The organism is Sinorhizobium glycinis (assembly GCF_001651865.1).
In the GTDB taxonomy this organism is placed as follows: domain Bacteria; phylum Pseudomonadota; class Alphaproteobacteria; order Rhizobiales; family Rhizobiaceae; genus Sinorhizobium; species Sinorhizobium glycinis.
In genome coordinates this window covers 132,805-156,513 of the sequence record NZ_LPUX01000050.1, presented here as the reverse complement: position 1 = coordinate 156,513, position 23,709 = coordinate 132,805, and the positions used below count along the sequence as shown (strand labels likewise).

Here is a 23,709-nt window from a genome sequence, read left to right as displayed (position 1 = left end):
ATTAGGGTTAACAAAGCGTGTGTGGCGCGGCGGACGTCAGATGTTGGTGGAGGCCGTCATCGACCGGTAGAACGACGGCGTCAAGCCGGCCTCGGCGCGAGCGACGTCGTTGAAGGGCGCCTTCAGCGGTCCGCGGAAGTTGGCCCGCACCAGCGCCTGGAAGGTCGCAGCCGGGTCCTTCCTCTGCCGGGCGCACAGGAAGCGGAACCATTTTGCCCCGACGGCCACGTGACCCTTCTCGTCCTCATAGATCACATCGAGGACGGCGGCGCTTTCATGGTCGCCGGTTTCACGCATCTTCGCCTGCAGGGCGGGAGTAACGTCGAGGCCGCGCGCCTCAAGGATGAGCGGCACGACGGCGAGTCGGGCGGTCAGATCGTTGCGCGTGTCGTGGGCCGCCTGCCAAAGGCCGTCATGGGCCGGCAGGTCGCCATAGTCGGCACCTAGATCGTTGAGCCTTTGCCGCACCAGCCGGAAATGTTTGGCCTCCTCGAAGGCGACCTGCATCCATCCATCGAAGAAAGATTGCGGCACCGGCTCCGTGGCGAAGCGGGCGACGATGTCGAGCGCGAGATCGACGGCATTCAATTCGATATGGGCAATCGCATGGAGCAGGGCGATTCGGCCCTTCAATGAGCCGAGGGAACGCCGCTTGACCTGGGTCGGCGGCGTGAGAATGGGCTTTTCCGGCCTGCCCGGCCGTACCGGAACCGGCCGATCGAGCGGTGAGCGCAAGGAAAGCGTTCGCGCTTGCCAGCGGCGTGCAGCCACCTGCGCGAGCTCGGTCTTGACGGTCAGGTCACTTGCGCGGATCGCTTCAACGGCAGCGCCGCGCAGACTGTGAAATCGCGGGAGCGCGGGCATTTCGCTCAGTCGGTACGGAGAGCTTTCGCCGCGGCGAGAACCTCGTCGGCGTGCCCCGCCACCCTGACCTTCTCCCAGACCCGATTGATGATGCCTGACGGGTCTACTAGGAAGGTGGTGCGTTCGACGCCCATATATTTGCGGCCATACATGCTTTTTTCCGTCCAGACGCCGTACGCATTGACGACTGTCTTCTCCACGTCTGCGGCAAGGGCGACAGTGAGGTCGTGCTTCTTGGTAAAGCGGTCATGGCTTTTGACCGAATCGGGCGAGATGCCGATCAGCGCCACGCCGGCCGATGCGAATTCTTGCGAAAGGCCGGAGAAGGAAATCGCTTCCACGGTGCAGCTCCGGGTGTCGTCCTTGGGATAGAAGAACAACACGACCGGCTTGCCTCGAAGAGCAGACAATGAAATCGAGCCGCCGCCGTCGCGAGCCAGTTCGAAATCCGGGGCAGGATCGCCGCGCCGCAAAGGTGCCATGATTAAGCCTTTCTTACGCCAAGTTTTATCGACATTTCGCACATAGGGGATACCTAAGATCGTCGCGGTCCGTCCAGCAAGATTGTGACTGCTTTGACAGCCGCCCGACGGCTCTTATGGCTACGAGCCATAATGAATGCGACGTCGCAAGACAAAGGCCGCTCCTGCACTGTGCATCCTTTCGGACGCACAAGGATAGCCGTCGCGCGCTTTCCACAGCAACCACAGCGAAGCGTGGTGACTTGGTCCGGCGATTTGTGATCTACAGGAAATAGGAACGACCCGGGCGGGTGCCCGTCCGGACAGGAACAAGTGCAATGCAGCAAGCAGGTGGAGGAAACCCGCGCCGATGAGTGACATCCGCGGCGAAAGGGTTTGCTTTCGCAAGGAAGACATCGTCGCGCTGGACGCGCTGCCTTCGGCCCAGGCCCATGACCCGGTCATCGTGCATACGCCCTTGTCCGGCGGCTTGTTGCGTCTTTTCGGCAAGTTCCTGATCTGCTGCTCGCTTGTGGGCTTCGTCATGATCGCCGCGCTCGTCGCCGTCATCGAAAGCGGGCTCGCCGACGGTCCCCTGAACGCCCGCGCGCGAACCGCCCTCAACGCCGCCCTTGGCGCCAACTACAATGCCGACGTGGAGAGCACGGTCGTCCGGGTCACGGGCCGTGGGGCGCTCGCGCTCAAGGCGCGTGGCGTCACGTTGAACGACAATGCCTCCGGGCGCCCCGTCGCCAAGCTGGCGGCCGTCTCGATTGCGCTCGATCCCATTGCCCTGATGACCGGCCGCATCGCCGTGTCGCGGCTGGAGGCGGAAGGCGGCGAGCTCGATACCGGGCTTTTGCCGCGCGGCGAGCCCATAGACCTGACGACGATACGTGTCGCGGACACCGGCACAGCGCTCGAAAAATTGTTCACGCACATCGATGGGATGTCGCGGCTGACGGCGAGAAGCGCCACAAGGACCGTTCAGCTTTCGGATCTCACGCTGTCGGTGACCGGGTCGCGCGGTCGGATCGTTCCGGTCGAGGTAAGGATGCTAGCATTCAGCCGCGACCCCGACGGTTCTATCCGCGTCGATGGCTCGATTGCCATAGATGGCAGGGAGGCGAAGCTCGAGGCGAGGGCCTTCGGCCATGGCGAGAAGGTCGCCGGCATTGAGGCAGTCTTTACTTCCCTGCCGCTCTCGCCATTCCTGTACCACGGCAAGTCTGGCAGCGAGGAGGCCTTCGGAGTCGATGCTGCGGCCGAGGTTAGTCTGAGGGCGACCCGCGCTGCGGAAGGCGCGACGCCGGCTTTGGTCGTCGGCATCAGGACGTCTGAAGGGGCATTTCACGCCGGAGGGCTCGCCTCCGCGCTCAAACAGTCGGAGCTGAACGTCTCCTATGATTTTGACCGAGACTCGGTGGAGATACTGCCCTCATCGATCAAGATCGGGCGCTCGATCTTCCCCTTTACAGGTGCCTTGGTCGACCTCGACAAGGTCTCCGGGAGTGGCCAGAAGGGCTTTGCCGTCGACCTGCTGCTGAAAGACGCGAGTTCCGATCCGGAAGACATGCAGGAGCGTCCGCTGTCTTTCGACGCCAAGGCGAACGGCCGGTTCGAGACCGGTAGCCACCGGCTGATCTTCGACGAGCTGACCGTATCGAGCCCGCTTGGGTCCATGGCGGGTTCGCTCGCGGTCGCCTTCGGGAAGACATCGCCCCAGATCAATTTCGCTGCGGTGAGTGACCACATGCAGGCAACTGCCGTCAAGCAATTGTGGCCCTGGTGGGTGGCCAAGGGCGCCCGCCGATGGGCGATCGGCAATCTTTTCGGCGGTACGGTGAGGGATGCAAGCATCGAGGTCTCGATACCGGAGGGACGAATTGCCAACAGCGGCGGGGAATTGAAGCTCAACGAGAATGAGCTCAACATCAATTTTTCCATCGAAGACACGCGCATCAACATCGCCGGGGAAATTCCACCGCTCCGCGATACGGCGGGGCATTTAGAGTTGAGTGGCGAACGCATGACGGTCGAGGTTGGCCGGGGCGCGGCCTTCTTCCCGTCCGGCCGGTCCGTCGCTCTGAACGGCGGGGACTTCGTCATTCCGGATGTCTACAGCAAGCCGCTGATGGCGGAAATGAAGATCGAGGTTGACGGCGAGGCCGACTCCATTGCCGAGCTTGTCAGCTACAAGCCGATCCGGGCCCTGCAGAAGACTCCCTTCGCGCCGGAGGACTTCACCGGACCGATGACCGCATTGGTAGGCGCCCGATTCGGACTGATCTCCAACCAGAAGCCGCCGCCGCCCTTGTGGCAAGCGGAGATGCAGTTGCAGAAGGTATCGATAAACCGGCCGGTTTCGGGCCGCGAGATTGCCGATCTGTCGGGTACGATGCGGATCGACAACACCCAGGCGATTCTCGATGCCGATGCTCTAATCGACGGCGCAGAGATGCGCATCGCACTGACGGAACCGGTGGATGCCAACGCCAATGTGAAGCGGACGCGCGAGATCTCCGGAACACTCGACGAGGCGGCGCGCCGCAAGATCGCTCCGGCTTTGTCGGGCATCGTCAGCGGGCCGGCCGGTGTAGAGGTGTCGCTTTCGGATGACGGCAGCCAGTCCGTTAAGGCCGATCTCGGAAAGGCGACCCTGTCGCTGCCGTGGATCGGCTGGAGCAAAGGCGCCGGCATTGCGGCCAATGCCGAATTCACCGTGAAGAAAAACGGGTACCTGACGGAGATAAACGACTTCCGCATACAGGGCGACGGATTTGGTGCGGCCGGCGAGTTGCGGGTCGACGACGCGGGACTCGCATTGGCCCGATTGCATGACGTGCGCCTTGCGAACGGTGATGATTTCGCGGTGACGGTCGAGCGGGCCAAGGGCGGTCATGTCGTTTCACTCACCGGTTCCTCGGCAGACATACGGCTGCCGCTGGCGCGTGCGAAGGGCCAAGCCGGTACAGGCGACGATGGGAAGGTGAAGATCAACGCCCGCCTCGACCGTGTCGTCGGCTTCAACGGCGAGGTCTTGTCCAATGTGAGCTTCGCCTATTCTACCCGCGGTCAAGACATCGATGGCATCGACCTGTCGGCGATAACGGCGAGCGGGCAGGCGGTGGTCGCCAGGCTGCTGCAGGAGGGGCCGGACAATACGCTGGAACTGACGACGGGCGACGCGGGCGCTCTGGCCCGCTTCACCGACATCTACCGCAATATGCGCGGCGGCCTCTTGAACCTGCGCCTTCGCGATCGAGGCGCGAGATCCTGGCGCGGCACCGTGGACCTGCGGAAATTCTCCCTTGTCGGCGAACAGAAGCTGCAGTCGATGGTCTCGACGGCTGGCCGGGACGGCCGCAGCCTCAATCAGGCCGTGCGGCGCGATATCGACGTGAGCACCGCCCGTTTCGACCGGGGCTTCGCCCAACTCCTCCTGGATCGCGGCACTGTCCGAGTCGACAGCGGCGTGTTGCGCGGCATTGACGTCGGCGCCACCTTCCAGGGCACGATCCGCGACAGCAGCGGCCGCATGGACATGACGGGAACCTTCATGCCGGCCTATGGCATCAATCGGCTGTTCGGCGAGTTGCCGCTGATCGGCGTCCTGCTCGGCAATGGTCGCGACCGCGGCCTGCTCGGCATTACGTTCAAGCTGACCGGCCCCTTCAACCACCCGAGCCTGACGATCAATCCGCTGTCGCTCATCGCCCCGGGCGTTTTCCGCAGCATTTTCGAGTTCCAATGAAAAGGCCGGCGCAGCGGCCGGCCCTCAGCTGATCGCGCGAAACGCTGCCGGTCAGACGGGTCGCACCAGCATGTGCTTCTTCTTGCCGAGCGACAGCTTGATAACGCCATCGCCGGTGACATCTCCGCTGCCGATGACACGGCGCTCGTCGTTGACCTGCTCGTCATTGATGCGAACGGCGCCACCCTGGACATGGCGGCGAGCCTCGCCGTTCGATGCCGCGAGGCCCGCCCGCACGACCAGCGTCAGCAGACCCAGGCCGGACTCGAGTTCGGGGGCAGGGACCTCGATCGACGGTAGGTTTTCGGCAAGCGCACCTTCTTCGAAGGTCTTGCGGGCTGTTTCGGCTGCCTGTTCGGCAGCCGCCCTGCCGTGCAGCATGGCGGTGATTTCCGTCGCCAGGATTTTCTTCACCTCATTGATCTCGGAGCCGCCGAGCTTGGACAGCCGCTCGATTTCCGGCATCGGCAATGTTGTGTAGAGCTTGAGGAAGCGTGTGACGTCCGCGTCCTCGGTGTTGCGCCAGTACTGCCAGAAATCATAGGGACCGAGCATATCCGGGTTGAGCCAGATGGCGCCGTTGACCGACTTGCCCATCTTGGCGCCGGAGGCCGTCGTCAGCAGCGGCGAGGTCAGCGCATAAAGTTGCGGCGTTCCCATCCGGTGGCCGAGATCGATGCCGTTGATGATGTTGCCCCACTGATCCGACCCGCCCATCTGCAGTCGGCAGTCGTAACGTTTGTTGAGTTCGACGAAATCGTAGGCCTGCAGGATCATGTAGTTGAACTCGAGGAACGACAGCGACTGCTCGCGATCGAGGCGCATCTTGACGCTGTCGAAGGAAAGCATGCGATTGACCGAAAAGTGACGGCCGACGTCGCGCAGGAATTCGAGATAGTTGATACCCAGCAGCCAATCGGCGTTGTTGATCATCAGCGCATCCGTCGGGCCGTCGCTATAGCGCAGGTAGTTCGAGAAGACCGTCTTGATGCTCGCGATGTTGGCGGCGATCGTTTCAGGTGTCATCAACTGCCGCGCCTCGTCCTTGAAGGACGGATCGCCCACCATACCGGTGCCGCCACCCATGAGCGAGATCGGGCGATGCCCCGTCGCCTGCAGCCAATGCAGCATCATGATCTGAATGAGACCACCCGCATGCAGGCTAGGCGCCGTCGGATCGAAGCCGATATAGGCAGTCACGATTTCCTTCCGGAACAGTTCGTCGAGGCCGGTATCATCCGATGTCTGTTGGATGAAACCGCGTTCGTGAAGGGTGCGGAGAAAATCGGACTTGAACTCGGACATAAGCTGTCTCTTTCGGCTTTTGGGATGTGTGCGGCCGGCGTTTATCACTGTTTTGTCGAAAGTGCACGTTTTTGCTTGGGCAGCGTTTTGCTATGACCGGTGGAAAATGGTAAGGCGGGAGGACATCCATGGGCAAGGTGTTGACGGCGATCGGCCTGATGAGTGGCACGAGCATGGATGGCATAGACGTCGCCCTCCTCGAGACCGACGGCGAGACGATCGTTCGAAGAGGACCGTCAGCCGGATATGCCTATGAGCCGCGCTTCCGGGATCGTCTGAAGCAGGGACTTGAGGAAGCCAAGTCGATCCGTAAAAGGGACGAGCGGCCCGGAACTCTGGCGGAACTCGAGCGAGACCTGACATTGCGGCACGCGGAAGCGATCAAGTCATTTCTTCGTGAAAACAACCTGTTGATGGACACTGTTGATGTAATAGGTTTCCATGGGCAGACGGTCCTCCACCGACCCGACGAGGCCCTGACCGTGCAGATCGGCGATGGGGGCCTGCTGGCGCGGGAAACGCTGATCGACGTGGTCTATGACATGCGGGCGAATGACATGGCCCATGGCGGCCAGGGAGCGCCTCTGATCCCGGCCTATCACGCTGCGTTGGCGCGCGGTTTCTCGGAAAGCTCGGGAATCGACGCCCCCGTCGCCTTCGTCAATATCGGCGGCATTTCCAACATCACCTACATCGGGGCTGGCGAGGCAATCATTGCCTATGACAGCGGACCGGGAAACACATTGATCGATCAGTGGGTGGAGGCTCATGCCGGTATCCCCTATGACCAGGGCGGCATGGTTGCGAGCGAAGGCTCGGTGCTGCCTCAGCTTGCCGACCGCTACTTGGCGCATCCCTTCTTCTCATCGGAAAAGCGCCGTTCGCTCGACCGCAACGACTTTGCGCCGCCGGCTGCTGCGGATGCCAGCCTCGAAGACGGCGCCCGCACCCTGGCGCATGTGACGGCGGCGGCCATACTCCGATCCGCACGTCATCTCCCGGAAATGCCGTCAACTTACATCGTCTGCGGCGGCGGCCGCCTCAATCCGGTCATCATGCGGGACCTGGTCTCGCTTGCGAAAGCGGCAGGCGGACGGGTGCTTGCCGCTGAGGCGCTGGGTCTGAACGGTGATTCGATGGAAGCCGAAGCCTGGGCCTACCTGGCCGTCAGGTCACTGCGCGGCCTGCCGTTGAGCTATCCCGGCACGACCGGTGTCGGCAGGCCGGTCAGCGGAGGACGGTTGGCGGCAAGGCCGATGGATGCCGAAGCCATTGATTAATGAATTCTTCGTGGGCAATTGCTACATTGCTTGAGGTCCGCGGGGCTTTCATCTGCGTCTGGGAGTTTCGGATTCTATCGATGGGTGGTGCGATTTCCCTGCTGGCGGTGAATTTCATCATTGCCCAGATCTTCGTGGTGGCCTTCGTCGTCATTGCTGCAAAAAGCCGGGCAAGAGGTCCCGCGATCTGGTGCGCGGCTGGCTTTGCCGTCGCTTCGCTCTCGGCCGTTTTCGAAACCGTGCTGCCGTTCACGCCCGTGCCAAAGCTCTTTGCGGTCGGAGCATTTGCCAGCGTTCTTGCCGGCTTCATCCTGCTTCGCCTTGGGCTGGGGCTCTTCTATCGAGTGCCGGCGCGAATGCCTGTCCTGGCAGTCTTCTTCCTCGGATCGGTGATCCTCGATCTGCTGATCTACGACCTGCCGCGCGGGACGCTCAAGCACGCCTTCTTCTATCAGCTGCCGTTCTTCATCATCCAGGCCTGGTCGGCATCGACCGTCCTGAGGTCGGCGCGTCGGTCCCGCGCGGACTGGATTCTGTTCGGCCTACTGGTCCTGACCTCTGCCTACTATCTCCTGAAAATCTACGCCGCCATTGCAGCCGGATCGGGCACTACGGCGGCGGATTACCTCGCCAGCCCATTCGCTCTCATTTCGCAAGCGCTTGGCGCGATGCTGATCGTCGCGACGGGCATTGCGATCCTGGGGGTGATGGTCAAGGAAATAATCGACGAGGCCCGCGCCAGCTCCGAGCTCGATGCGCTTTCCGGCCTGTTCAACCGCCGCGGCTTTATGGATCGCGTCGCACCTCTATTGCAGGCCGACGGCATCGAGGGTCCCGGGACGCTGATCCTTGCCGACCTCGATCGCTTCAAGCTGGTCAACGATACCTACGGCCATCATGCCGGAGATGGCGTTATCCGGCAGTTTTCACGGGTGCTCGTGGAGCTTATGCCCATGAGGGCCGTGGCGGCGCGGCTCGGCGGCGAAGAGTTCGTCGTGTTTCTGCCGCGTGTCGGTCTGGCGGAAGCGCGCGTGCTCGCCCAGGGGATGCGCGCGGCGATGGCGTCGACACGGGTCGACGGATTGCCTGAAAGCGTCAGGATCACGGCGAGCTTCGGGGTCGCCGCCATTGTTTCGGGAGAGCCGATGGAGGCGGCCATGCAGCGCGCCGACAAGGCGCTCTATGCCGCCAAGGCCGGAGGCAGGAATCGCGTGGAATGCGCCGAACCGCCGGTGCTCGTGCTGCCCGCGACGTCCCGGCGGTTGGGGCGGTCCTAGCTACGCTACACAACGGCCCGGAGACCGCTGGCGATCTCCGGGCCGTTTGAAACTGATGGTCTAGAGCATTTTGCAGTCAGGTGGAATCACCTGACGTCGCACAAATGCGGCAAAAATAAAGGTTTAGAGCGGCGGCGCGAACTTATGTGAGCGCATCCCGCTCTAGTGGCGCTCTTTAACGGATGCGCTTCGCCGCAGGCTCCGGCACCAGCTCGCCATTGAGGCGACGGTCGAGATAGTCCTCGCATTCCGTCATCAGGGTTTCTATCTGACTGTTGAAGAAGTGGTTCGCGCCAGGAACTGTCTTGTGCGTAATCAGGATGCCCTTCTGCGCCTTGAGCTTGTCGACCAGGCCGTTCACGTCCTTCTCCGGCGCGACCTTGTCGGCATCGCCATTGATGATCAGGCCCGACGACGGGCAGGGCGCCAGGAACGAAAAGTCATAGATATTCGGCTGCGGCGCAACGGCCATGAAGCCCTCGATTTCCGGACGGCGCATCAGAAGCTGCATGCCGATCCACGCCCCGAACGAATAGCCGGCGACCCAACAGCTCTTCGAGTCGGGATGCAGGCTCTGCACCCAGTCGAGCGCCGAGGCAGCGTCGGAAAGCTCGCCGGCACCATGGTCGAACTCGCCCTGGCTGCGGCCGATGCCGCGGAAATTGAACCGCAAGGTCGTGAAGCCGCGCTTCTGGAACATGTAGAAGAGCTGGTAGACGATCTGGTTGTTCATAGTCCCGCCGAACTGCGGATGCGGATGCAGGATGATCGCGATCGGTGCGCTCTTCTGCTTCGAAGGCTGATAGCGGCCTTCGAGACGACCGGCCGGTCCGTTGAAGATGATTTCGGGCATTGGTTCTCCGGGAGCGTTCTGGTTCAAATCGTGGTTCTTGACGCCGATATGTCTTGACGAAAGCAGTCAGCTTTTCTAGAACGCACTTTAGAACCGTTCAAAACTTCGATGCAGGGCACTCCGCCGCGTTTGTCGTCTCATAGGACAAGCGGCGCGGAAAATTCAAGAAAAATGCAACGGCGTCGATTGCAGGGATTGAACCGTCAACTCTAGCGAAGGAACCAATGGCGGAACCGCGCATCTATATGGACTGGAACGCGACAGCGCCGCTTCTGCCCGAAGCGCGTGACGCTTTCCTGTCGGCGCTTGATGCGGTCGGCAATCCTTCCTCTGTACACGGCGAGGGCCGTGCAGTTCGAACCGTTGTTGAAAGCGCGCGGCGTGATGTTGCGGCGCTTTGCGGCGCCCAGTCCTCCTCGGTGATATTCACCAGCGGCGCCACTGAAGCGGCCAATATGGTGCTGACGCCGGATTTTCGCATGGGCCGCACGCCGCTCAAGCTCGGCAGGCTCTATGTTTCCGCGATCGAGCATCCGGCGGTGCGCGAGGGCGGACGTTTCGGGCGAGAGAATGTTTGCGAAGTGCCCGTCACAAATGGCGGCGTTATCGACTGCATCGCGCTCGAGGCATTGCTTTCGGCACATGATCGCCAGTCCGGTCTGCCGATGGTGGCGGTGATGCTCGCCAACAACGAGACGGGTATCGTCCAGCCGATCGCCGAAGTGTCCGCGATCGTGCGTGCCCACGGGGGGCTCCTGGTCGTCGATGCCGTGCAGGCCGCCGGCCGCCTGCCGTTGTCGATCGAGAATCTGGGGGCCGATTTCCTCATCGTCTCGTCGCACAAGATCGGCGGACCGAAAGGCGCCGGGGCGCTCGTCGCCCGCGGTGAAGTCATGATGCCGGCGCCGCTCATCCGCGGCGGTGGCCAGGAAAAGGGTCATCGCTCGGGTACCGAGAATGCCCCGGCCCTCGTGGGCTTCGGGGCAGCTGCCCGGGTGGCTGCCGATAACCTCGCGGCTCGGACGGCCGCGATCGCCGCGATGCGCGATTGGCTCGAGGCGCAGATGCTGGAAAGCGCACCGGATGTAGTGATCCATGGTCGGAATGCGCCGCGGATCGCCAATACGTCTTTCTTCACGCTTCCGGGCCTGAAGGCGGAGACGGGCCAGATTGCCTTCGATCTCGAAGGCGTGGCCCTCTCGGCAGGTTCTGCGTGCTCTTCCGGCAAGGTCGGACAGAGTCATGTGCTGACGGCAATGGGTTATGATCCGCGACAGGGCGCCCTGCGTCTTTCGATCGGCGCATCGACGACGCAAGCGGAGATCGAACGCTGTGCCGCAGTCTTCGCGAAAGTGGCGGCGCGGCGGCGCTCGACGGGGCAGGCCGCGTTGAATGCGGAAAGCCTTGAACGAAATTGCGGAAAAGCAATTTTCCGCTTGGCAAATGGGGTGAAAACCGCCTTTTAGCCATTACATAAGCGGTGCGCGCATATTGCACCGCATTGACAAGCCGCCGGACCTTGGATCCGGCGAGATTGGAGAGCGACATGCCTGCCGTGCAGGAGACCATTGATCAGGTCCGCCAGATCGACGTGGACCAGTACAAATACGGCTTCGAGACGACGATCGAGATGGACAAGGCGCCGAAGGGCCTGTCCGAGGATATCATCCGCTTGATCTCCGAGAAGAAGAACGAGCCGGAATGGATGCTCGAATGGCGCCTCGAGGCCTATCGCCGCTGGCTGACCATGGACGAGCCGAGCTGGGCGCGTGTCCGCTATCCGAAGATCGATTTCAACGAGATCCACTACTACGCCGCGCCGAAGGGCACGACCGGGCCGAAGTCGCTCGACGAGGTCGATCCGGAGCTGCTCAAGGTCTATGAGAAGCTCGGCATTCCGCTGAAGGAGCAGGAGATTCTGGCTGGCGTCGAGAAGACGAAGATCGCCGTCGATGCGGTGTTCGATTCCGTCTCCGTCGTCACCACCTTCAAGGAAGAGTTGAAGAAGGCCGGCGTGATCTTCATGTCGATCTCGGAAGCGATGCGGGAACATCCGGATCTCGTGCGGAAGTATCTCGGCACCGTCGTGCCGCAGTCGGACAACTTCTACGCGACGCTGAACTCCGCCGTCTTCACCGATGGTTCCTTCGTCTACGTACCGAAGGGGGTGCGTTGCCCGATGGAGCTTTCGACCTATTTCCGAATCAACGAGCGCAATACCGGACAGTTCGAGCGCACGCTGATCATCGCCGACGAGGGTGCCTATGTCTCCTACCTCGAAGGCTGCACGGCGCCGCAGCGCGACGAGAACCAGCTTCACGCCGCAGTCGTCGAGCTGATCGCGCTCGATGACGCCGAGATCAAGTATTCGACGGTGCAGAACTGGTATCCGGGCGACAAGCACGGGAAGGGCGGCATCTACAATTTCGTGACCAAGCGTGGCGATTGCCGCGGCAAGAACTCGAAGATTTCCTGGACGCAGGTCGAGACCGGCTCGGCGATCACCTGGAAATATCCGTCCTGCATCCTGCGCGGCGACGGTTCGCGCGGCGAGTTCTACTCGATCGCCGTTTCCAACGGCCACCAGCAGGTCGACTCGGGCACGAAGATGATCCACCTCGGCAAGAACACGTCGAGCCGCATCATCTCAAAGGGCATCGCGGCCGGCGTTTCGGACAACACCTATCGCGGCCAAGTGTCGGCGCACCGCAAGGCGGAGAACGCCCGCAATTTCACGCAGTGCGACTCGCTCCTGATCGGCGACAAGTGCGGCGCCCATACGGTCCCCTATATCGAGGCGAAGAACTCGACAGCGCAGTTCGAGCACGAGGCGACGACTTCGAAGATCTCCGAGGACCAGCTGTTCTATTGCCTGCAGCGCGGCATCCCTGAAGAACAGGCGATCGCGCTGATCGTCAACGGCTTCGTCAAGGAAGTCATCCAGGAACTGCCGATGGAATTCGCCGTCGAGGCGCAAAAGCTGATCGGCATCTCGCTGGAAGGCTCCGTCGGCTGACGCCTTGGACTTTTTGTTGAACCGGCGCGCTGGACCTGCGCGCGAAAACTATTCGTTTCCCAAGAGGACGATTTGATATGCTTGAAATCAAGAACCTGCATGCGCGTATCGCCGAGGACGGCACCGAGATCATCCGCGGCCTGGACCTGACGGTTAAGGCCGGCGAAGTCGCCGCCATCATGGGACCGAACGGCTCCGGAAAGTCGACGCTCTCCTACATCCTTTCGGGGCGCGAAGACTACGAAGTGACCGAGGGCGATATCCTTTACAACGGCGAGAGCATCCTCGAGCTCGACCCTTCGGAGCGTGCGGCGAAAGGCATCTTCCTCGCCTTCCAGTACCCGGTCGAAATCCCCGGCGTTGCCACCATGCAGTTCCTCAAGGTGGCGATGAACGAACAGCGCAAGTATCGCGGCGAAGACGAACTGACCACGCCGGAATTCATGCGCCGCGTCAAGGAAGCGGCGGCCGAGCTCAAGATCGCGCCGGAAATGCTGCGCCGTCCGCTGAATGTCGGCTTCTCCGGCGGCGAAAAGAAGCGCGCGGAAATCCTGCAGATGGCGCTTCTCGAGCCGAAGCTCTGCGTGCTCGACGAAACCGACTCGGGCCTCGACATCGACGCGCTGAAGGTCGTCGCCGACGGCGTCAACGCGCTGCGCTCGCCGGATCGGGCCGTCGTCGTCATCACGCACTACCAGCGCCTGCTCGACTACATCGTCCCGGATACGGTCCACGTTCTTTACAAGGGCCAGATCGTCAAGTCAGGCGACAAGACGCTGGCGCATGAGCTTGAAGCCAAGGGCTATGCCGACATCATCGAGGCGGCAGCCTGACGCCTGTTGAAGGAGTGTTCGAATGAATATGCAACAGGCCATCAAGATGACGGCAGCCGAAACGGCGCTCGTCGATGCCTACACCGCCCAGATCGGCGACCTGCCGGGCGACGGGGCGGTGCTGTCGCTCCGCGATACGCTGGTTCACGAGCTGAAGACGGCCGGGCTGCCGACGCGGCGGGTCGAGTCCTGGCACTATACGGACCTCCGGACCCTGCTGCGCGCAGTGCCCTCCGCCGATCCGTCCGCCTTTGCCGACCGCGTTGATCCGATCGTCGCAGGCTCCACCGTGCTTTCGGTGCGCAATGGCGAGGCCGATCTCAAGAGCCTTCCCGAAGGCATAACGTCCCGCTCCTACACCGAGAGCCTCCTTGACGGTTCGGCAGCTGCCGGACTTGCGGTACTCGGCTCCGACGACGCCATCGGCCGCATCAATGGCGGCCTGGTCCGCGGCGGCCTGGAAATCGCCGTTGGGGAGGGCGTCGAGCTGGAAGCGCCGCTGGAAATCCAGGTGGCGCAAAGCCACGGCCAGGCCCATACGCGCTTCCCCGTGTCTTTCGGTGCGGGCTCCAAGGCGACCGTGCTCGAGCGGCATCTGTCAACCAACGGAGATGCGAGCTTCGTCTCCTCGGTCAGCGACGTGACGCTCGCCGAAGGCGCCGACGTGATCTGGATCATCCTGCAGCAGCAGGGGCCGGCCGACACCCATCTCGGCCAGATTCGTTTCGTTCTCGGCAAGAACGCCAAGCTGCACGTGTTCGTCATCAATGCCGGCGGCAGGCTGGTGCGCCAGGAACTGCACGGCAGGGCGAGCGGCGAGGGTGCGGATCTGACGCTGCGCGGCATCAACCTGCTCGGCGGCGAAAGCCACACGGACGTGACCTTCACGCTCAGCCACGACGTGCCGCACACGACCTCGAGCGAGATTATCCGCAACGTCGTTTTCGACCGGGCCAAAGGTGTCTTCCAGGGCAAGATCCTTGTCGCCCAGGACGCTCAGAAGACCGACGCGAAGATGTCGTGCAATACGTTGCTCTTGTCCGATGACGCGGACTTCTCGGCAAAGCCTGAACTCGAGATCTTCGCCGACGACGTGCAGTGCGGTCACGGTGCAACGGTCATCGATATCGATCATACGCAGCTGTTCTACCTGCTCTCGCGCGGCATTCCGGAGAAGAAGGCGCGCGCGATGCTCGTCAACGCCTTCGTTGCCGAGATTGTCGAGGAGCTCGAAGATGACGAGGCGCTGGTCGAGGCGCTCGAAGGCGTGATCTCGGCCTGGCTCGAAAAACACGCCTGATTGGACAGGACCATGGAACACACTGTGCCGGTGCCGGCCTACGACGTCGAAACGATCCGACAGGATTTCCCGATCCTTTCGCGGACGGTCTATGGCAAGCCGCTTGTTTATCTCGACAACGGCGCATCGGCGCAGAAGCCGCAGGTCGTCATCGATGCGATTGCGCATGCCTATTCCAATGAATATGCCAATGTGCATCGAGGCCTGCACTTCCTCTCGAATGCCGCCACGGATGCCTATGAGGGGGCGCGCGAAAAGGTGCGCCGCTTCCTGAATGCGCCATCGGTGGACAACATCGTCTTCACCAAGTCCTCGACGGAGGCGATCAACACGGTCGCCTATGGCTACGGCATGCCGCATCTCGGGGAGGGCGACGAGATCGTCATCTCCATTATGGAGCACCACTCCAACATCGTGCCCTGGCACTTCATCCGTGAACGGCAGGGTGCCAAGCTCGTCTGGGCACCGGTCGACGACGACGGCGCGTTCCACATCGAGGATTTCGTCAAGTGCCTGACCGAGCGGACGAAGCTCATCGCAATCACCCATATGTCGAATGCGCTTGGCACGGTCGTTCCCGTCAAGGAAATCTGCCGCATCGCCCGCGAGCGCGGCATTCCGGTGCTCGTCGATGGCAGCCAGGGCGCGGTGCATATGCCCGTCGACGTCCAGGATATCGGCTGCGACTGGTACGTGATGACCGGCCACAAGCTCTACGGTCCGTCCGGCGTCGGGGTGCTCTACGGTAAAACTGAGCGGCTCAAGGAGATGCGGCCCTTCATGGGCGGCGGCGAGATGATCGAGGAGGTGACCGAGGATCGCGTCACCTATAACGATCCGCCGCACCGGTTCGAGGCCGGCACGCCGCCGATCGTCCAGGCGATCGGGCTCGGCTACGCACTGGACTACATGGAGAAGGTCGGCCGCGAGGCGATCAGGGCGCACGAGGCGGACTTGACGACCTATGCCCGGGAGCGCCTGTCGAGCGTAAACTCTCTCCGAGTCTTCGGCGATGCGCCCGGCAAGGGCAGCATCTTCGCATTCGAAATAGCCGGCATTCATGCCCATGACGTTTCGATGGTGATCGACCGTGCCGGTATCGCCGTCCGGGCCGGCACCCATTGTGCGCAACCGCTCTTGAAACGTTTCGGCGTCACCTCCACATGCCGCGCGTCCTTCGGCCTCTACAACACCCGGGCCGAAGTCGATGCGCTGGCGGACGCGCTGGAACACGCGCGCAAGTTCTTTGCCTAAGGAGGCAGACATGAGTCTCGGGGAAGCTCAAGAAAAGGTCGATGTCCGCGAAGGCATCGTACACTCGGCCATTCCCGCCGAGGAACTGGCTCGCCTCAGCGACGACATCATCGCCGCGCTGAAGACGGTCTATGACCCGGAAATTCCTGCCGATATCTTCGAACTCGGTCTCATCTACAAGATCGACATCGAGGACGACCGCATGGTGAAGATCGACATGACGCTGACGGCGCCGGGTTGCCCGGTTGCTGGCGAGATGCCGGGCTGGGTCGAAAACGCCGTCGGCGCCGTCGAGGGCGTTTCGGGCGTCGAGGTGACGATGACCTTCGATCCGCCATGGACGCCGGACCGCATGTCGGAAGAGGCGCAGGTGGCGCTCGGCTGGTATTAGAGCGGGATGCGCTCACATACGTTCGCGCCGCCGCTCTAAGCCTTTGTTTTTGCCGCATTTGTGCGACGTCAGGTGATTCCACCTGACTGCAAATGCTCTAGAGCGGGATGAGGAAAAGTGTGCGCGGTTTTCCGCCCGCATTCCGCTCGATCAAACCAGGTGAGGGCCGCATATTGATCCGTTAACATACGGGCACTACATTCAATTCTGGAAAGCGCCGGGCCTTTAACCCGGCGATATGAAGGAGATGGAGCCGATGGGCTTTGCCGTAATGAGCCTGACCGATGCCGCTGCCGGCCGCGTACGGTCGATCGTCGAGAATGCCGGAAGCGATGCCAAGGGCATTCGCCTGAGCATCAAGAAGGGTGGCTGCGCCGGCATGGAATATGCCGTCGATCTCGTGACCGAAGCCAACCCAAAGGACGATCTGATCGAACATCAGGGCGCCAAGGTCTGGGTGGCGCCGGAGGCGGTGCTCTATCTGCTCGGCACCCAGATGGATTTCGAAGTAACCGCCTTGCGCTCCGGCTTTACCTTCAAGAACCCGAACCAGACCTCCGCCTGCGGCTGCGGCGAATCCGTCGAGTTGAAACCCGCCGACCTGGCGGCACTTGCAGCCCAGGGTGATCCGGTGGTGCGCGCGAACTGACCGGTTACTTTTCAGCGTACGAGACGCAACAAAGGCCCGGTTCTCCACCGGGCCTTTGCTTTTGAGCAAAAGGGGCGCACCCAAGGCGCGCCCAGGTATTCACTCCGCCGCTTCCGCGTAGCTTTCGATCGGCGGGCAGGTGCAGATGAGATTGCGGTCGCCATAGACATTGTCGACCCGGTTGACCGGCGACCAGTACTTGTCGACCCGGAACGCGCCGGGCGGGAAGCAGGCCTGCTCGCGTGAATAGGGCCGGTCCCAATCGCCGACGAGGTCTTCGACCGTGTGCGGCGCGTTCTTCAGCGGATTGTTGACCTTGTCCATCCGGCCTTCCTCGATGGCGCGGGCTTCCTCGCGGATCGCCAGCATCGCATCGCAGAAGCGGTCGAGTTCGGCCTTGGTTTCCGATTCGGTCGGCTCGATCATCAGCGTGCCGGCCACCGGCCAGCTCATCGTCGGCGCGTGGAAACCGCAGTCGATCAGCCGCTTCGCGATGTCATCCACTGTCACGCCGGCAGTTTCGGCGAGCGGCCGCGTATCGATGATGCACTCGTGCGCAACACGCCCCTTGGCCGACTTGTAGAGCACGTCGTAGGCACCCTTCAGCCGCGCGGCGATGTAGTTGGCGTTGAGGATCGCCACCTTGGTCGCCTGGGTCAGGCCCTCGCCGCCCATCATCAGGCAGTAGCTCCAGGAAATCGGCAGGATCGAGGCCGAGCCGAAGGGCGCCGCGGAGACGGCGCCGTCCTGCCTGGTCGTTTCCGGATGGCCGGGCAGGAACGGCGCGAGATGCGCCTTGACGCCGATCGGCCCCATGCCGGGCCCGCCGCCGCCATGCGGAATGCAGAAGGTCTTGTGCAGATTGAGGTGGCTGACGTCCGAGCCTATGTCGCCGGGGCGGGCAAGCCCGACCATGGCGTTCATGTTGGCGCCGTCCAGATAGACCTGGCCGCCATGCTTGTGGACGATCTCGCATACCTCGCGCACGTTCTCTTCGAACACTCCATGCGTCGAGGGGTAGGTGATCATGCAGCAGGAGAGGGTGTCGGCATATTGCTCGGCCTTGGCGCGGAAATCGTCCATGTCGATCTCGCCGATGTCGCTCACCTTGACGACGACCACCTTCATCCCCGCCATGTGCGCCGAGGCGGGATTGGTTCCATGCGCGGAGGTCGGGATAAGGCAGACGTCGCGATGACCGTTGCCGTTGGCAATATGATAGGCGCGGATCACCAGAAGCCCGGCATATTCGCCCTGCGCGCCCGAGTTCGGCTGCATCGAGATCGCGTCATAGCCGGTAATGGCGCAGAGTTTTTCCGAAAGATCCTCGATCAGGTGCTGGTAACCGCGCGCCTGGTCGGACGGCACGAAGGGATGGATCTCGGAAAATTCCGGCCAGGAGATCGGCAGCATTTCCGCGGTCGCATTGAGCTTCATCGTGCAGGAGCCGAGCGGGATCATGGCCCGATCGAGCGCCAGATCGCGGTCGGCGAGCCGGCGGATGTAGCGCGTCATCTCGCTTTCGGCGCGGTTCATGTGGAAGATCGGATGCGTGAGGTAATCGCTGGTGCGCAGAAGCTCCTCCGGCAGCCGGTAGTCCGGCTCGAACTCCTCGACCTTGAAATCGCCGCCGAAGGCCCGCCAGACGGCCTCGAGCGTAACCGGCCGCGAACGCTCGTCGAGGCTGATGCCGATCTTCGTCGAACCGATCTTGCGAAGGTTCACTTCCTCGGCGACCGCGGTCTTCAGGATGATGCCCTGCAACTTGCCTACGTCGACCGTGATCGTGTCGAAGAACACATCCGGTTCGACCGTATAGCCGAGCTTTTCGAGACCCATTGCGAGACGCACCGTCTTCTGGTGGACGCTCTGGGCAATTGCCTTGATACCTTTTGGGCCGTGAAAGACGGCATACATCGAGGCCATGACGGCAAGCAGCACCTGCGCGGTGCAGATGTTCGAGGTGGCCTTTTCGCGGCGGATATGCTGCTCGCGCGTCTGCAGCGACAGGCGATAGGCGCGATTGCCGCGCGCATCGACGGACACGCCGACAAGACGGCCGGGCATCGAACGCTTATGAGCGTCTTTGACGGCCATGTAGGCGGCGTGCGGCCCGCCATAGCCGACCGGAACGCCGAAGCGTTGCGTCGAACCGACGGCAATGTCGGCGCCCATCTCGCCGGGTGATTTCAGGAGAGCCAGCGCCAGCGGATCGGCAGCGACGGCCGCGATCGCGCCCTGTTCATGCAGCTTGACGATCAGCTCCGAGAAATCGCCAACATGGCCGTAGGTGCCCGGATACTGGAAGATCGCGCCGAAGACGGCCGAAGCGTCCAGATCGCTGAAGGGATCGCCAATCACGAGCTGCCAGCCGAGCGGCTCGGCGCGGGTTTTCAAGAGCGCAATGGTCTGGGGGTGGCAGTTCTCGTCAACGAAGAAGGCTTTCGCCCTGGACTTGGCGACGCGCTCGGCCATCGCCATGGCTTCAGCCGCGGCCGTTGCCTCGTCGAGCAGCGAGGCGTTTGCGACATCGAGACCGGTCAGATCGCAGACCATCGTCTGGTAGTTGAGCAGCGCTTCGAGCCGGCCCTGGCTGATTTCCGGCTGGTAGGGCGTATAGGCCGTGTACCAGGCCGGATTTTCCAGGATGTTGCGCTGGATCACCGGCGGCGTGATCGTGCCGTGATAACCCTGGCCGATCAGCGAAACGAGCTTTTCGTTGCGATTGGCGGTTTCGCGCAGCTTGTCGAGCGCCTCGCGCTCGGTCATCGCCACGCCCCATGAAAGCGGCGCCTTCTGCCGGATCGAAGGTGGAACGGTGTCGTCGATCAACGCATCGAGGCTCGGATAACCGACGGTCTTCAGCATCTCCTCCATTTCGGCCGGCGAGGGGCCGATATGGCGTCGATTGGCGAAATCGTAAGGCTTGTAGTCGGTAAAGGTGAAGTCCTTGGGCATGCTCATCAGCCGACGAGCTCCTTGTAGGCTGCTTCATCGAGAAGAGCATCGGCGGAGCGCGGATCGGCAAGCTTCAGCTTGAAGAACCAGGCCGCCCCTTGAGGATCGCTGTTGACGAGTGCCGGGTCGTCGACGATCGCCTGATTGACCTCGACGATCTCTCCATCGAGCGGACAATAGACGTCGGAGGCCGCCTTCACCGATTCGACGGTGGCAGCCGAATCGCCCTTGGAGAAGGTCGCGCCGGTTTCCGGCAGTTCCACGAAGACGAGATCGCCGAGCTGACCGGCTGCGTGTTCGGTGATGCCGACCGTCGCAACGCCGCCTTCGACCTTCAGCCACTCGTGTTCTTCGGTAAATTTCAGCATGCGCGCTTTCTCCTGGTCAGCGTTTGTAGGTTTGTTTGACGAAAGGCAGGGCGGAAACCGTGACAGGCAGGTATTTGCCGCGCACCTCCGCAAAAAGCTGTGTGCCGTTCTCGGCATGGGCGGTTTCGACGTAGCCCATGGCGACCGGGCAGTCGACGCTCGGTCCGAAGCCGCCGGAGGTAACCGAACCGACAGGCACCGCGCCGTCCGCATCGGCGAAAAGCTTGGCGCCGCCACGGACGGGCGCGCGTCCTTCGGGCCTCAGGCCGACGCGGCGCCGGCTGGTTCCGTTCGCAAGTTCCGCAAGGATACGGTCGGCTCCGGGGAAGCCGCCGGCCCGCTCGCCGCCGGCCCGGCGGCTCTTCTGGATTGCCCATTCGAGCGCCGCCTCGACCGGCGTCGTGCCGGTGTCGATATCGCTGCCATACAGACAGAGGCCGGCTTCGAGGCGAAGCGAATCACGGGCTCCGAGACCGATCGCCAGCACGTCCGGATGCTCTAGCAGGCGCTGCGTCACGTCGACCGCCGAAGCGGTGGGAATCGATATTTCGAAACCGTCCTCGCCCGTATAGCCGGAGCGGGAAATGATGCAGGCGACGTCGTGGAGATCCGCCTCGGCCACGTCCATGAAGCGCATCGAGGCGACATCCGCCCAGAGTTCGCAAAGCACGGCTTCGGCGCGGGGGCCCTGAAGCGCGATGAGGGCGCGGTCGTCGAGCAGCCTGACGTCGCAGCTGTCGCCAAGCCCTTCTTTCAAATGCGCGAAATCGGCGTCCTTGCAGGCCGCGTTGACGACGAGGAACAGATGGTCGCCGCGATTGGCGATCATCAGGTCGTCGAGGATCCCGCCTTCCGGATTGGTGAAGAGCGCGTAGCGCTGGCGACCCTCCGCAAGCCCCAGCACATCGACCGGCACCAGCTTTTCGAGCGCCAAAGCCGCATCGGCAATCCGGCCGGACCTCGGGCGGATCGTCACCTGGCCCATGTGCGACACATCGAAGAGGCCGGCGGCGGCACGGGTATGCAGATGTTCCTTGAGCACGCCCTCGGGATACTGCACCGGCATCTCATAACCGGCGAAAGGCACCATGCGCGCACCGCGCGACAGGTGCAGGGCATGCAACGGCGTATGACTCAAGCGGGAGATAGTTTCCAAATCCGGCCTCCAGGTCTGGCGCATGGCGCGCCGGCTCACACTACCGGCGCCAAACGCCGACAAATTCGAGCCCCCTCTGTCCGTTTGCCTGAGATTGTTATCCCTTCGGCGAGCGTAACCGCTTCTCTCCAGAGTCCTACCGGCACCTTGCTGGTCCTTTGGCCTGAGAGTTTCCGGGGCGGTTGCTCCTTCGGCACCGGATCGAACCGGTTTCTCCCAACAAGATCGTCTCCAGATAACGGCGAAGCCCGGATTTTGGCAAGGGTGAATGTCGCGATGAAACATATTTTTGTCGTCGTGACTTCATCGTCGGCCTCGACCGGCCTGCGGCAAATCGGCATTTGCATTTGCCGCCGGTTGTGACTAACGAAAAGACGACTAGTGCATGTCTTCTTAAATCGACCTCGATGTAAGGACAAAGCCATGCAGCAATTCAAAGTGCTACAGCGATCTTTGCGCGTCTGATAAGACGCGTGGCGCTGTAGGAGGCGACGATGATCGGGCAACTGGACAGATGGCGAACTGCGGTGCGGCTGCTTGCCGCGATCGCGCTCGTATTCCTGTCATTCGCCCATAGGCCCGTTCTCGCGATCGCGGCAGACCGGGCGCTGGCGGCCGAATATCGTCTTCCCGACGGCTCTTTCGCGGATATTTGCTTCGGCACCGACGGTGTCGGCCACGATGGCGAAAAATCGCCTCTGATCTCTCCGATTTGCGAAGCCTGCCGGCTCGCAGCGTCGGTGCTTCTGCCCGAGCCGCCGCAGACAAGCGTGCCGGCCGACACAGGCAACCGGCTCGTGAAGCCACCTGTCATGGACATTCAGGTTGCGCTGGCGCCCCTGCGCCTCCTGCCGCCCCCGCGTGGGCCGCCAATCCTGTCGTAACGCTCTCCTGAGAATTCGGATTTCATCACGCCGCCCAGCGGCATTGACCACGACGCCCGTGTCCCGCGGCGCGTGGTTCGGAGATTACGACATGACCAAGACCAGATTCACCCTCCTGACGGCCGGCTTGACGCTCGCCGCCGCCAGCATGGCCCACGCGCATGCGACGTTCGAAGTCGACAGCACGCCCACTGAGAAGACGTTCAAGGCAATTCTGCAGGTGCCGCATGGCTGCGACGGCAAGCCGACCACCGAAGTGCAGGTGAAGTTGCCGGAAGGCTTCGTGTTCGCCAAGCCGCAGCCGAAGCGCGGCTGGGAGCTTGAAATCATCAAGGGCGACTACCAGAAGACCTATGACAATCACGGAACGAAGGTTTCCTCCGGTCCGGTCGAAATCCGCTGGAAGGGCGGCAATCTGCCGGACGAGCATTACGACACCTTCGTTATCCGCGGCAAAGTCTCGGGCTTCGACAAGGAAACGGTGCTCGCCTTCCCGGCGACGCAGCTTTGCGGCTCTGCGGCAAAGGTCGTATGGGACGAAGTGCCGGCCGAGGGACAGGACGCCCATGCGCTCGAACATCCGGCCCCGACGCTAACCGTGACGCTTTCGACGACAGAGGATGCCCATGGCGGGCATGGCGCTCATCACGCCGCGACCGGTTCGGTCGAAACCGGCGATCTCGAAATCTCGGGCGGTTCGGCCAAGGCGATGCTGCCGGGTGCCAAGGTCGGCGGCGGCGGCTTCGTCATCAAAAATACGGGCAGCGCCGATGACCGGCTGGTCGCTGTCGAAAGCCCGGCGGCCGGCCGCGTCGAACTGCACGAGATGGCGATGGAAAACGACGTCATGAAGATGCGCAAGCTGGGCGACGGCATCGCCATTCCGGCGGGCGAAACCGTCGAATTGAAGGGCGGCGCTCTGCACCTGATGTTCATGGAGGTGCGTAAACCGTTCGTCGCGGGCGATGCAGTGCCCGTCACGCTCACCTTCGAAAAGGCCGGAAAAATAGATTATGTGCTGCCCGTGGGGGCTGCGGGCGGCGAAGCGGCCGGCCACAAGCACAAGTAAGTTTTCCGATTTGCGACTTCGGGGAGCGGGTGGTTGA

The 23,709-nt window shown here is 62.4% G+C and carries 18 protein-coding genes, 1 pseudogene and 1 riboswitch; of the genes and pseudogenes, 12 read left to right on the top strand and 7 right to left on the bottom strand.

Annotation, left to right across the window (positions count from 1 at the left end; translation table 11 throughout):
- Positions 1–36: 36 nt before the first annotated feature.
- Positions 37–864, bottom strand: a complete 828-nt coding sequence (locus tag AU381_RS03355; RefSeq protein ID WP_064240396.1) for a ferritin-like domain-containing protein — start codon at positions 862–864, stop codon at positions 37–39.
- 5 nt (positions 865–869) lie between these two features.
- On the bottom strand, positions 870–1,346 hold the full coding sequence (locus AU381_RS03350; RefSeq protein ID WP_064240395.1) for a peroxiredoxin: 477 nt from the start codon (positions 1,344–1,346) through the stop codon (positions 870–872).
- Between the two features lie 349 nt (positions 1,347–1,695).
- Here AU381_RS03350 and AU381_RS03345 point away from each other — a divergent pair, with 349 nt between their 5' ends.
- The gene (locus AU381_RS03345; RefSeq protein WP_064240394.1) at positions 1,696–5,079 is read left to right on the top strand and encodes a YhdP family protein; all 3,384 of its coding nucleotides are present in this window, start codon (positions 1,696–1,698) and stop codon (positions 5,077–5,079) included.
- Positions 5,080–5,130: 51 nt separating this feature from the next.
- Here AU381_RS03345 and tyrS read toward each other — a convergent pair whose 3' ends face one another.
- Positions 5,131–6,384 carry a tyrosine--tRNA ligase gene (gene tyrS / locus AU381_RS03340; protein ID WP_064240393.1) on the bottom strand — a complete coding sequence of 418 codons (1,254 nt, stop codon included), beginning with the start codon at positions 6,382–6,384 and terminating at the stop codon, positions 5,131–5,133.
- A gap of 128 nt (positions 6,385–6,512) precedes the next feature.
- Between tyrS and AU381_RS03335 the strand changes: the two genes are divergently transcribed.
- Positions 6,513–7,664, top strand: a complete 1,152-nt coding sequence (locus AU381_RS03335) for an anhydro-N-acetylmuramic acid kinase (RefSeq protein ID WP_064240392.1) — start codon at positions 6,513–6,515, stop codon at positions 7,662–7,664.
- Positions 7,665–7,744: 80 nt separating this feature from the next.
- On the top strand, positions 7,745–8,941 hold the full coding sequence (locus AU381_RS03330; protein ID WP_064240391.1) for a GGDEF domain-containing protein: 1,197 nt from the start codon (positions 7,745–7,747) through the stop codon (positions 8,939–8,941).
- 175 nt (positions 8,942–9,116) lie between these two features.
- On the opposite strand, the gene AU381_RS03325 is transcribed toward AU381_RS03330, so the two are convergent.
- On the bottom strand, positions 9,117–9,794 hold the full coding sequence (locus AU381_RS03325; protein WP_064240390.1) for an alpha/beta hydrolase: 678 nt from the start codon (positions 9,792–9,794) through the stop codon (positions 9,117–9,119).
- A gap of 224 nt (positions 9,795–10,018) precedes the next feature.
- On the opposite strand from AU381_RS03325, the pseudogene AU381_RS03320 reads away from it, so the two are divergent.
- The 7 genes and pseudogenes from AU381_RS03320 to sufA form a co-directional block, all read left to right on the top strand.
- Positions 10,019–11,182, top strand: a pseudogene (locus tag AU381_RS03320) (cysteine desulfurase family protein); the annotation flags it as partial.
- 158 nt (positions 11,183–11,340) lie between these two features.
- Positions 11,341–12,810: a Fe-S cluster assembly protein SufB gene (gene sufB, locus AU381_RS03315; RefSeq protein WP_064240389.1), complete on the top strand. Its 1,470-nt coding sequence runs from the start codon at positions 11,341–11,343 to the stop codon at positions 12,808–12,810.
- Between the two features lie 77 nt (positions 12,811–12,887).
- Positions 12,888–13,643, top strand: coding sequence for a Fe-S cluster assembly ATPase SufC (sufC, locus tag AU381_RS03310; RefSeq protein ID WP_064240388.1), 756 nt, complete (start codon positions 12,888–12,890; stop codon positions 13,641–13,643).
- A gap of 22 nt (positions 13,644–13,665) precedes the next feature.
- A complete protein-coding gene (gene sufD / locus AU381_RS03305) occupies positions 13,666–14,943 on the top strand; it encodes a Fe-S cluster assembly protein SufD (protein ID WP_064240387.1) in 1,278 nt (425 codons plus the stop codon).
- A gap of 12 nt (positions 14,944–14,955) precedes the next feature.
- Positions 14,956–16,197, top strand: coding sequence for a cysteine desulfurase (locus AU381_RS03300; protein ID WP_064240386.1), 1,242 nt, complete (start codon positions 14,956–14,958; stop codon positions 16,195–16,197).
- 10 nt (positions 16,198–16,207) lie between these two features.
- Positions 16,208–16,588, top strand: coding sequence for an SUF system Fe-S cluster assembly protein (locus AU381_RS03295; RefSeq protein ID WP_018239791.1), 381 nt, complete (start codon positions 16,208–16,210; stop codon positions 16,586–16,588).
- A gap of 256 nt (positions 16,589–16,844) precedes the next feature.
- Positions 16,845–17,237, top strand: coding sequence for a Fe-S cluster assembly scaffold SufA (gene sufA, locus AU381_RS03290; protein WP_064240618.1), 393 nt, complete (start codon positions 16,845–16,847; stop codon positions 17,235–17,237).
- A 99-nt stretch (positions 17,238–17,336) separates the two neighbouring features.
- Here the strand turns inward: sufA and gcvP are convergent, their stop codons facing one another.
- Genes gcvP through gcvT form a run of 3 tightly spaced genes read right to left on the bottom strand, consistent with a single transcriptional unit; the run spans position 17,337 to position 21,719 of the window.
- On the bottom strand, positions 17,337–20,201 hold the full coding sequence (gcvP, locus tag AU381_RS03285; RefSeq protein WP_064240385.1) for an aminomethyl-transferring glycine dehydrogenase: 2,865 nt from the start codon (positions 20,199–20,201) through the stop codon (positions 17,337–17,339).
- Entirely contained in the window at positions 20,201–20,563 is a 363-nt protein-coding gene (gcvH, locus tag AU381_RS03280; RefSeq protein WP_064240384.1) for a glycine cleavage system protein GcvH, read from the bottom strand. The genes gcvP and gcvH overlap by 1 nt, the downstream gene beginning before the upstream one ends.
- A 16-nt stretch (positions 20,564–20,579) precedes the next feature.
- Entirely contained in the window at positions 20,580–21,719 is a 1,140-nt protein-coding gene (gene gcvT / locus AU381_RS03275; RefSeq protein ID WP_064240383.1) for a glycine cleavage system aminomethyltransferase GcvT, read from the bottom strand.
- A 141-nt stretch (positions 21,720–21,860) separates the two neighbouring features.
- A riboswitch (glycine riboswitch) is annotated at positions 21,861–21,948 on the bottom strand.
- A 265-nt stretch (positions 21,949–22,213) separates the two neighbouring features.
- Between gcvT and AU381_RS03270 the strand changes: the two genes are divergently transcribed.
- Positions 22,214–22,603 (top strand): hypothetical protein, encoded by a 390-nt coding sequence (locus AU381_RS03270; RefSeq protein ID WP_064240382.1) that lies wholly within the window; start codon positions 22,214–22,216, stop codon positions 22,601–22,603.
- 91 nt (positions 22,604–22,694) lie between these two features.
- A complete protein-coding gene (locus tag AU381_RS03265; RefSeq protein WP_064240381.1) occupies positions 22,695–23,672 on the top strand; it encodes a DUF1775 domain-containing protein in 978 nt (325 codons plus the stop codon).
- Positions 23,673–23,709: the final 37 nt, after the last annotated feature.

What these genes read in the sequence shown, in the direction of transcription:
- AU381_RS03355 (WP_064240396.1), bottom strand. Translation starts at nt 864, where the DNA reads ATGCCCGCGCTCCCGCGATTTCACAGTCTGCGCGGCGCTGCCGTTGAA.
- AU381_RS03350 (WP_064240395.1), bottom strand. Translation starts at nt 1,346, where the DNA reads ATGGCACCTTTGCGGCGCGGCGATCCTGCCCCGGATTTCGAACTGGCT.
- AU381_RS03345 (WP_064240394.1), top strand. Translation starts at nt 1,696, where the DNA reads ATGAGTGACATCCGCGGCGAAAGGGTTTGCTTTCGCAAGGAAGACATC.
- tyrS (WP_064240393.1), bottom strand. Translation starts at nt 6,384, where the DNA reads ATGTCCGAGTTCAAGTCCGATTTTCTCCGCACCCTTCACGAACGCGGT.
- AU381_RS03335 (WP_064240392.1), top strand. Translation starts at nt 6,513, where the DNA reads ATGGGCAAGGTGTTGACGGCGATCGGCCTGATGAGTGGCACGAGCATG.
- AU381_RS03330 (WP_064240391.1), top strand. Translation starts at nt 7,745, where the DNA reads ATGGGTGGTGCGATTTCCCTGCTGGCGGTGAATTTCATCATTGCCCAG.
- AU381_RS03325 (WP_064240390.1), bottom strand. Translation starts at nt 9,794, where the DNA reads ATGCCCGAAATCATCTTCAACGGACCGGCCGGTCGTCTCGAAGGCCGC.
- sufB (WP_064240389.1), top strand. Translation starts at nt 11,341, where the DNA reads ATGCCTGCCGTGCAGGAGACCATTGATCAGGTCCGCCAGATCGACGTG.
- sufC (WP_064240388.1), top strand. Translation starts at nt 12,888, where the DNA reads ATGCTTGAAATCAAGAACCTGCATGCGCGTATCGCCGAGGACGGCACC.
- sufD (WP_064240387.1), top strand. Translation starts at nt 13,666, where the DNA reads ATGAATATGCAACAGGCCATCAAGATGACGGCAGCCGAAACGGCGCTC.
- AU381_RS03300 (WP_064240386.1), top strand. Translation starts at nt 14,956, where the DNA reads ATGGAACACACTGTGCCGGTGCCGGCCTACGACGTCGAAACGATCCGA.
- AU381_RS03295 (WP_018239791.1), top strand. Translation starts at nt 16,208, where the DNA reads ATGAGTCTCGGGGAAGCTCAAGAAAAGGTCGATGTCCGCGAAGGCATC.
- sufA (WP_064240618.1), top strand. Translation starts at nt 16,845, where the DNA reads ATGGGCTTTGCCGTAATGAGCCTGACCGATGCCGCTGCCGGCCGCGTA.
- gcvP (WP_064240385.1), bottom strand. Translation starts at nt 20,201, where the DNA reads ATGAGCATGCCCAAGGACTTCACCTTTACCGACTACAAGCCTTACGAT.
- gcvH (WP_064240384.1), bottom strand. Translation starts at nt 20,563, where the DNA reads ATGCTGAAATTTACCGAAGAACACGAGTGGCTGAAGGTCGAAGGCGGC.
- AU381_RS03270 (WP_064240382.1), top strand. Translation starts at nt 22,214, where the DNA reads ATGATCGGGCAACTGGACAGATGGCGAACTGCGGTGCGGCTGCTTGCC.
- AU381_RS03265 (WP_064240381.1), top strand. Translation starts at nt 22,695, where the DNA reads ATGACCAAGACCAGATTCACCCTCCTGACGGCCGGCTTGACGCTCGCC.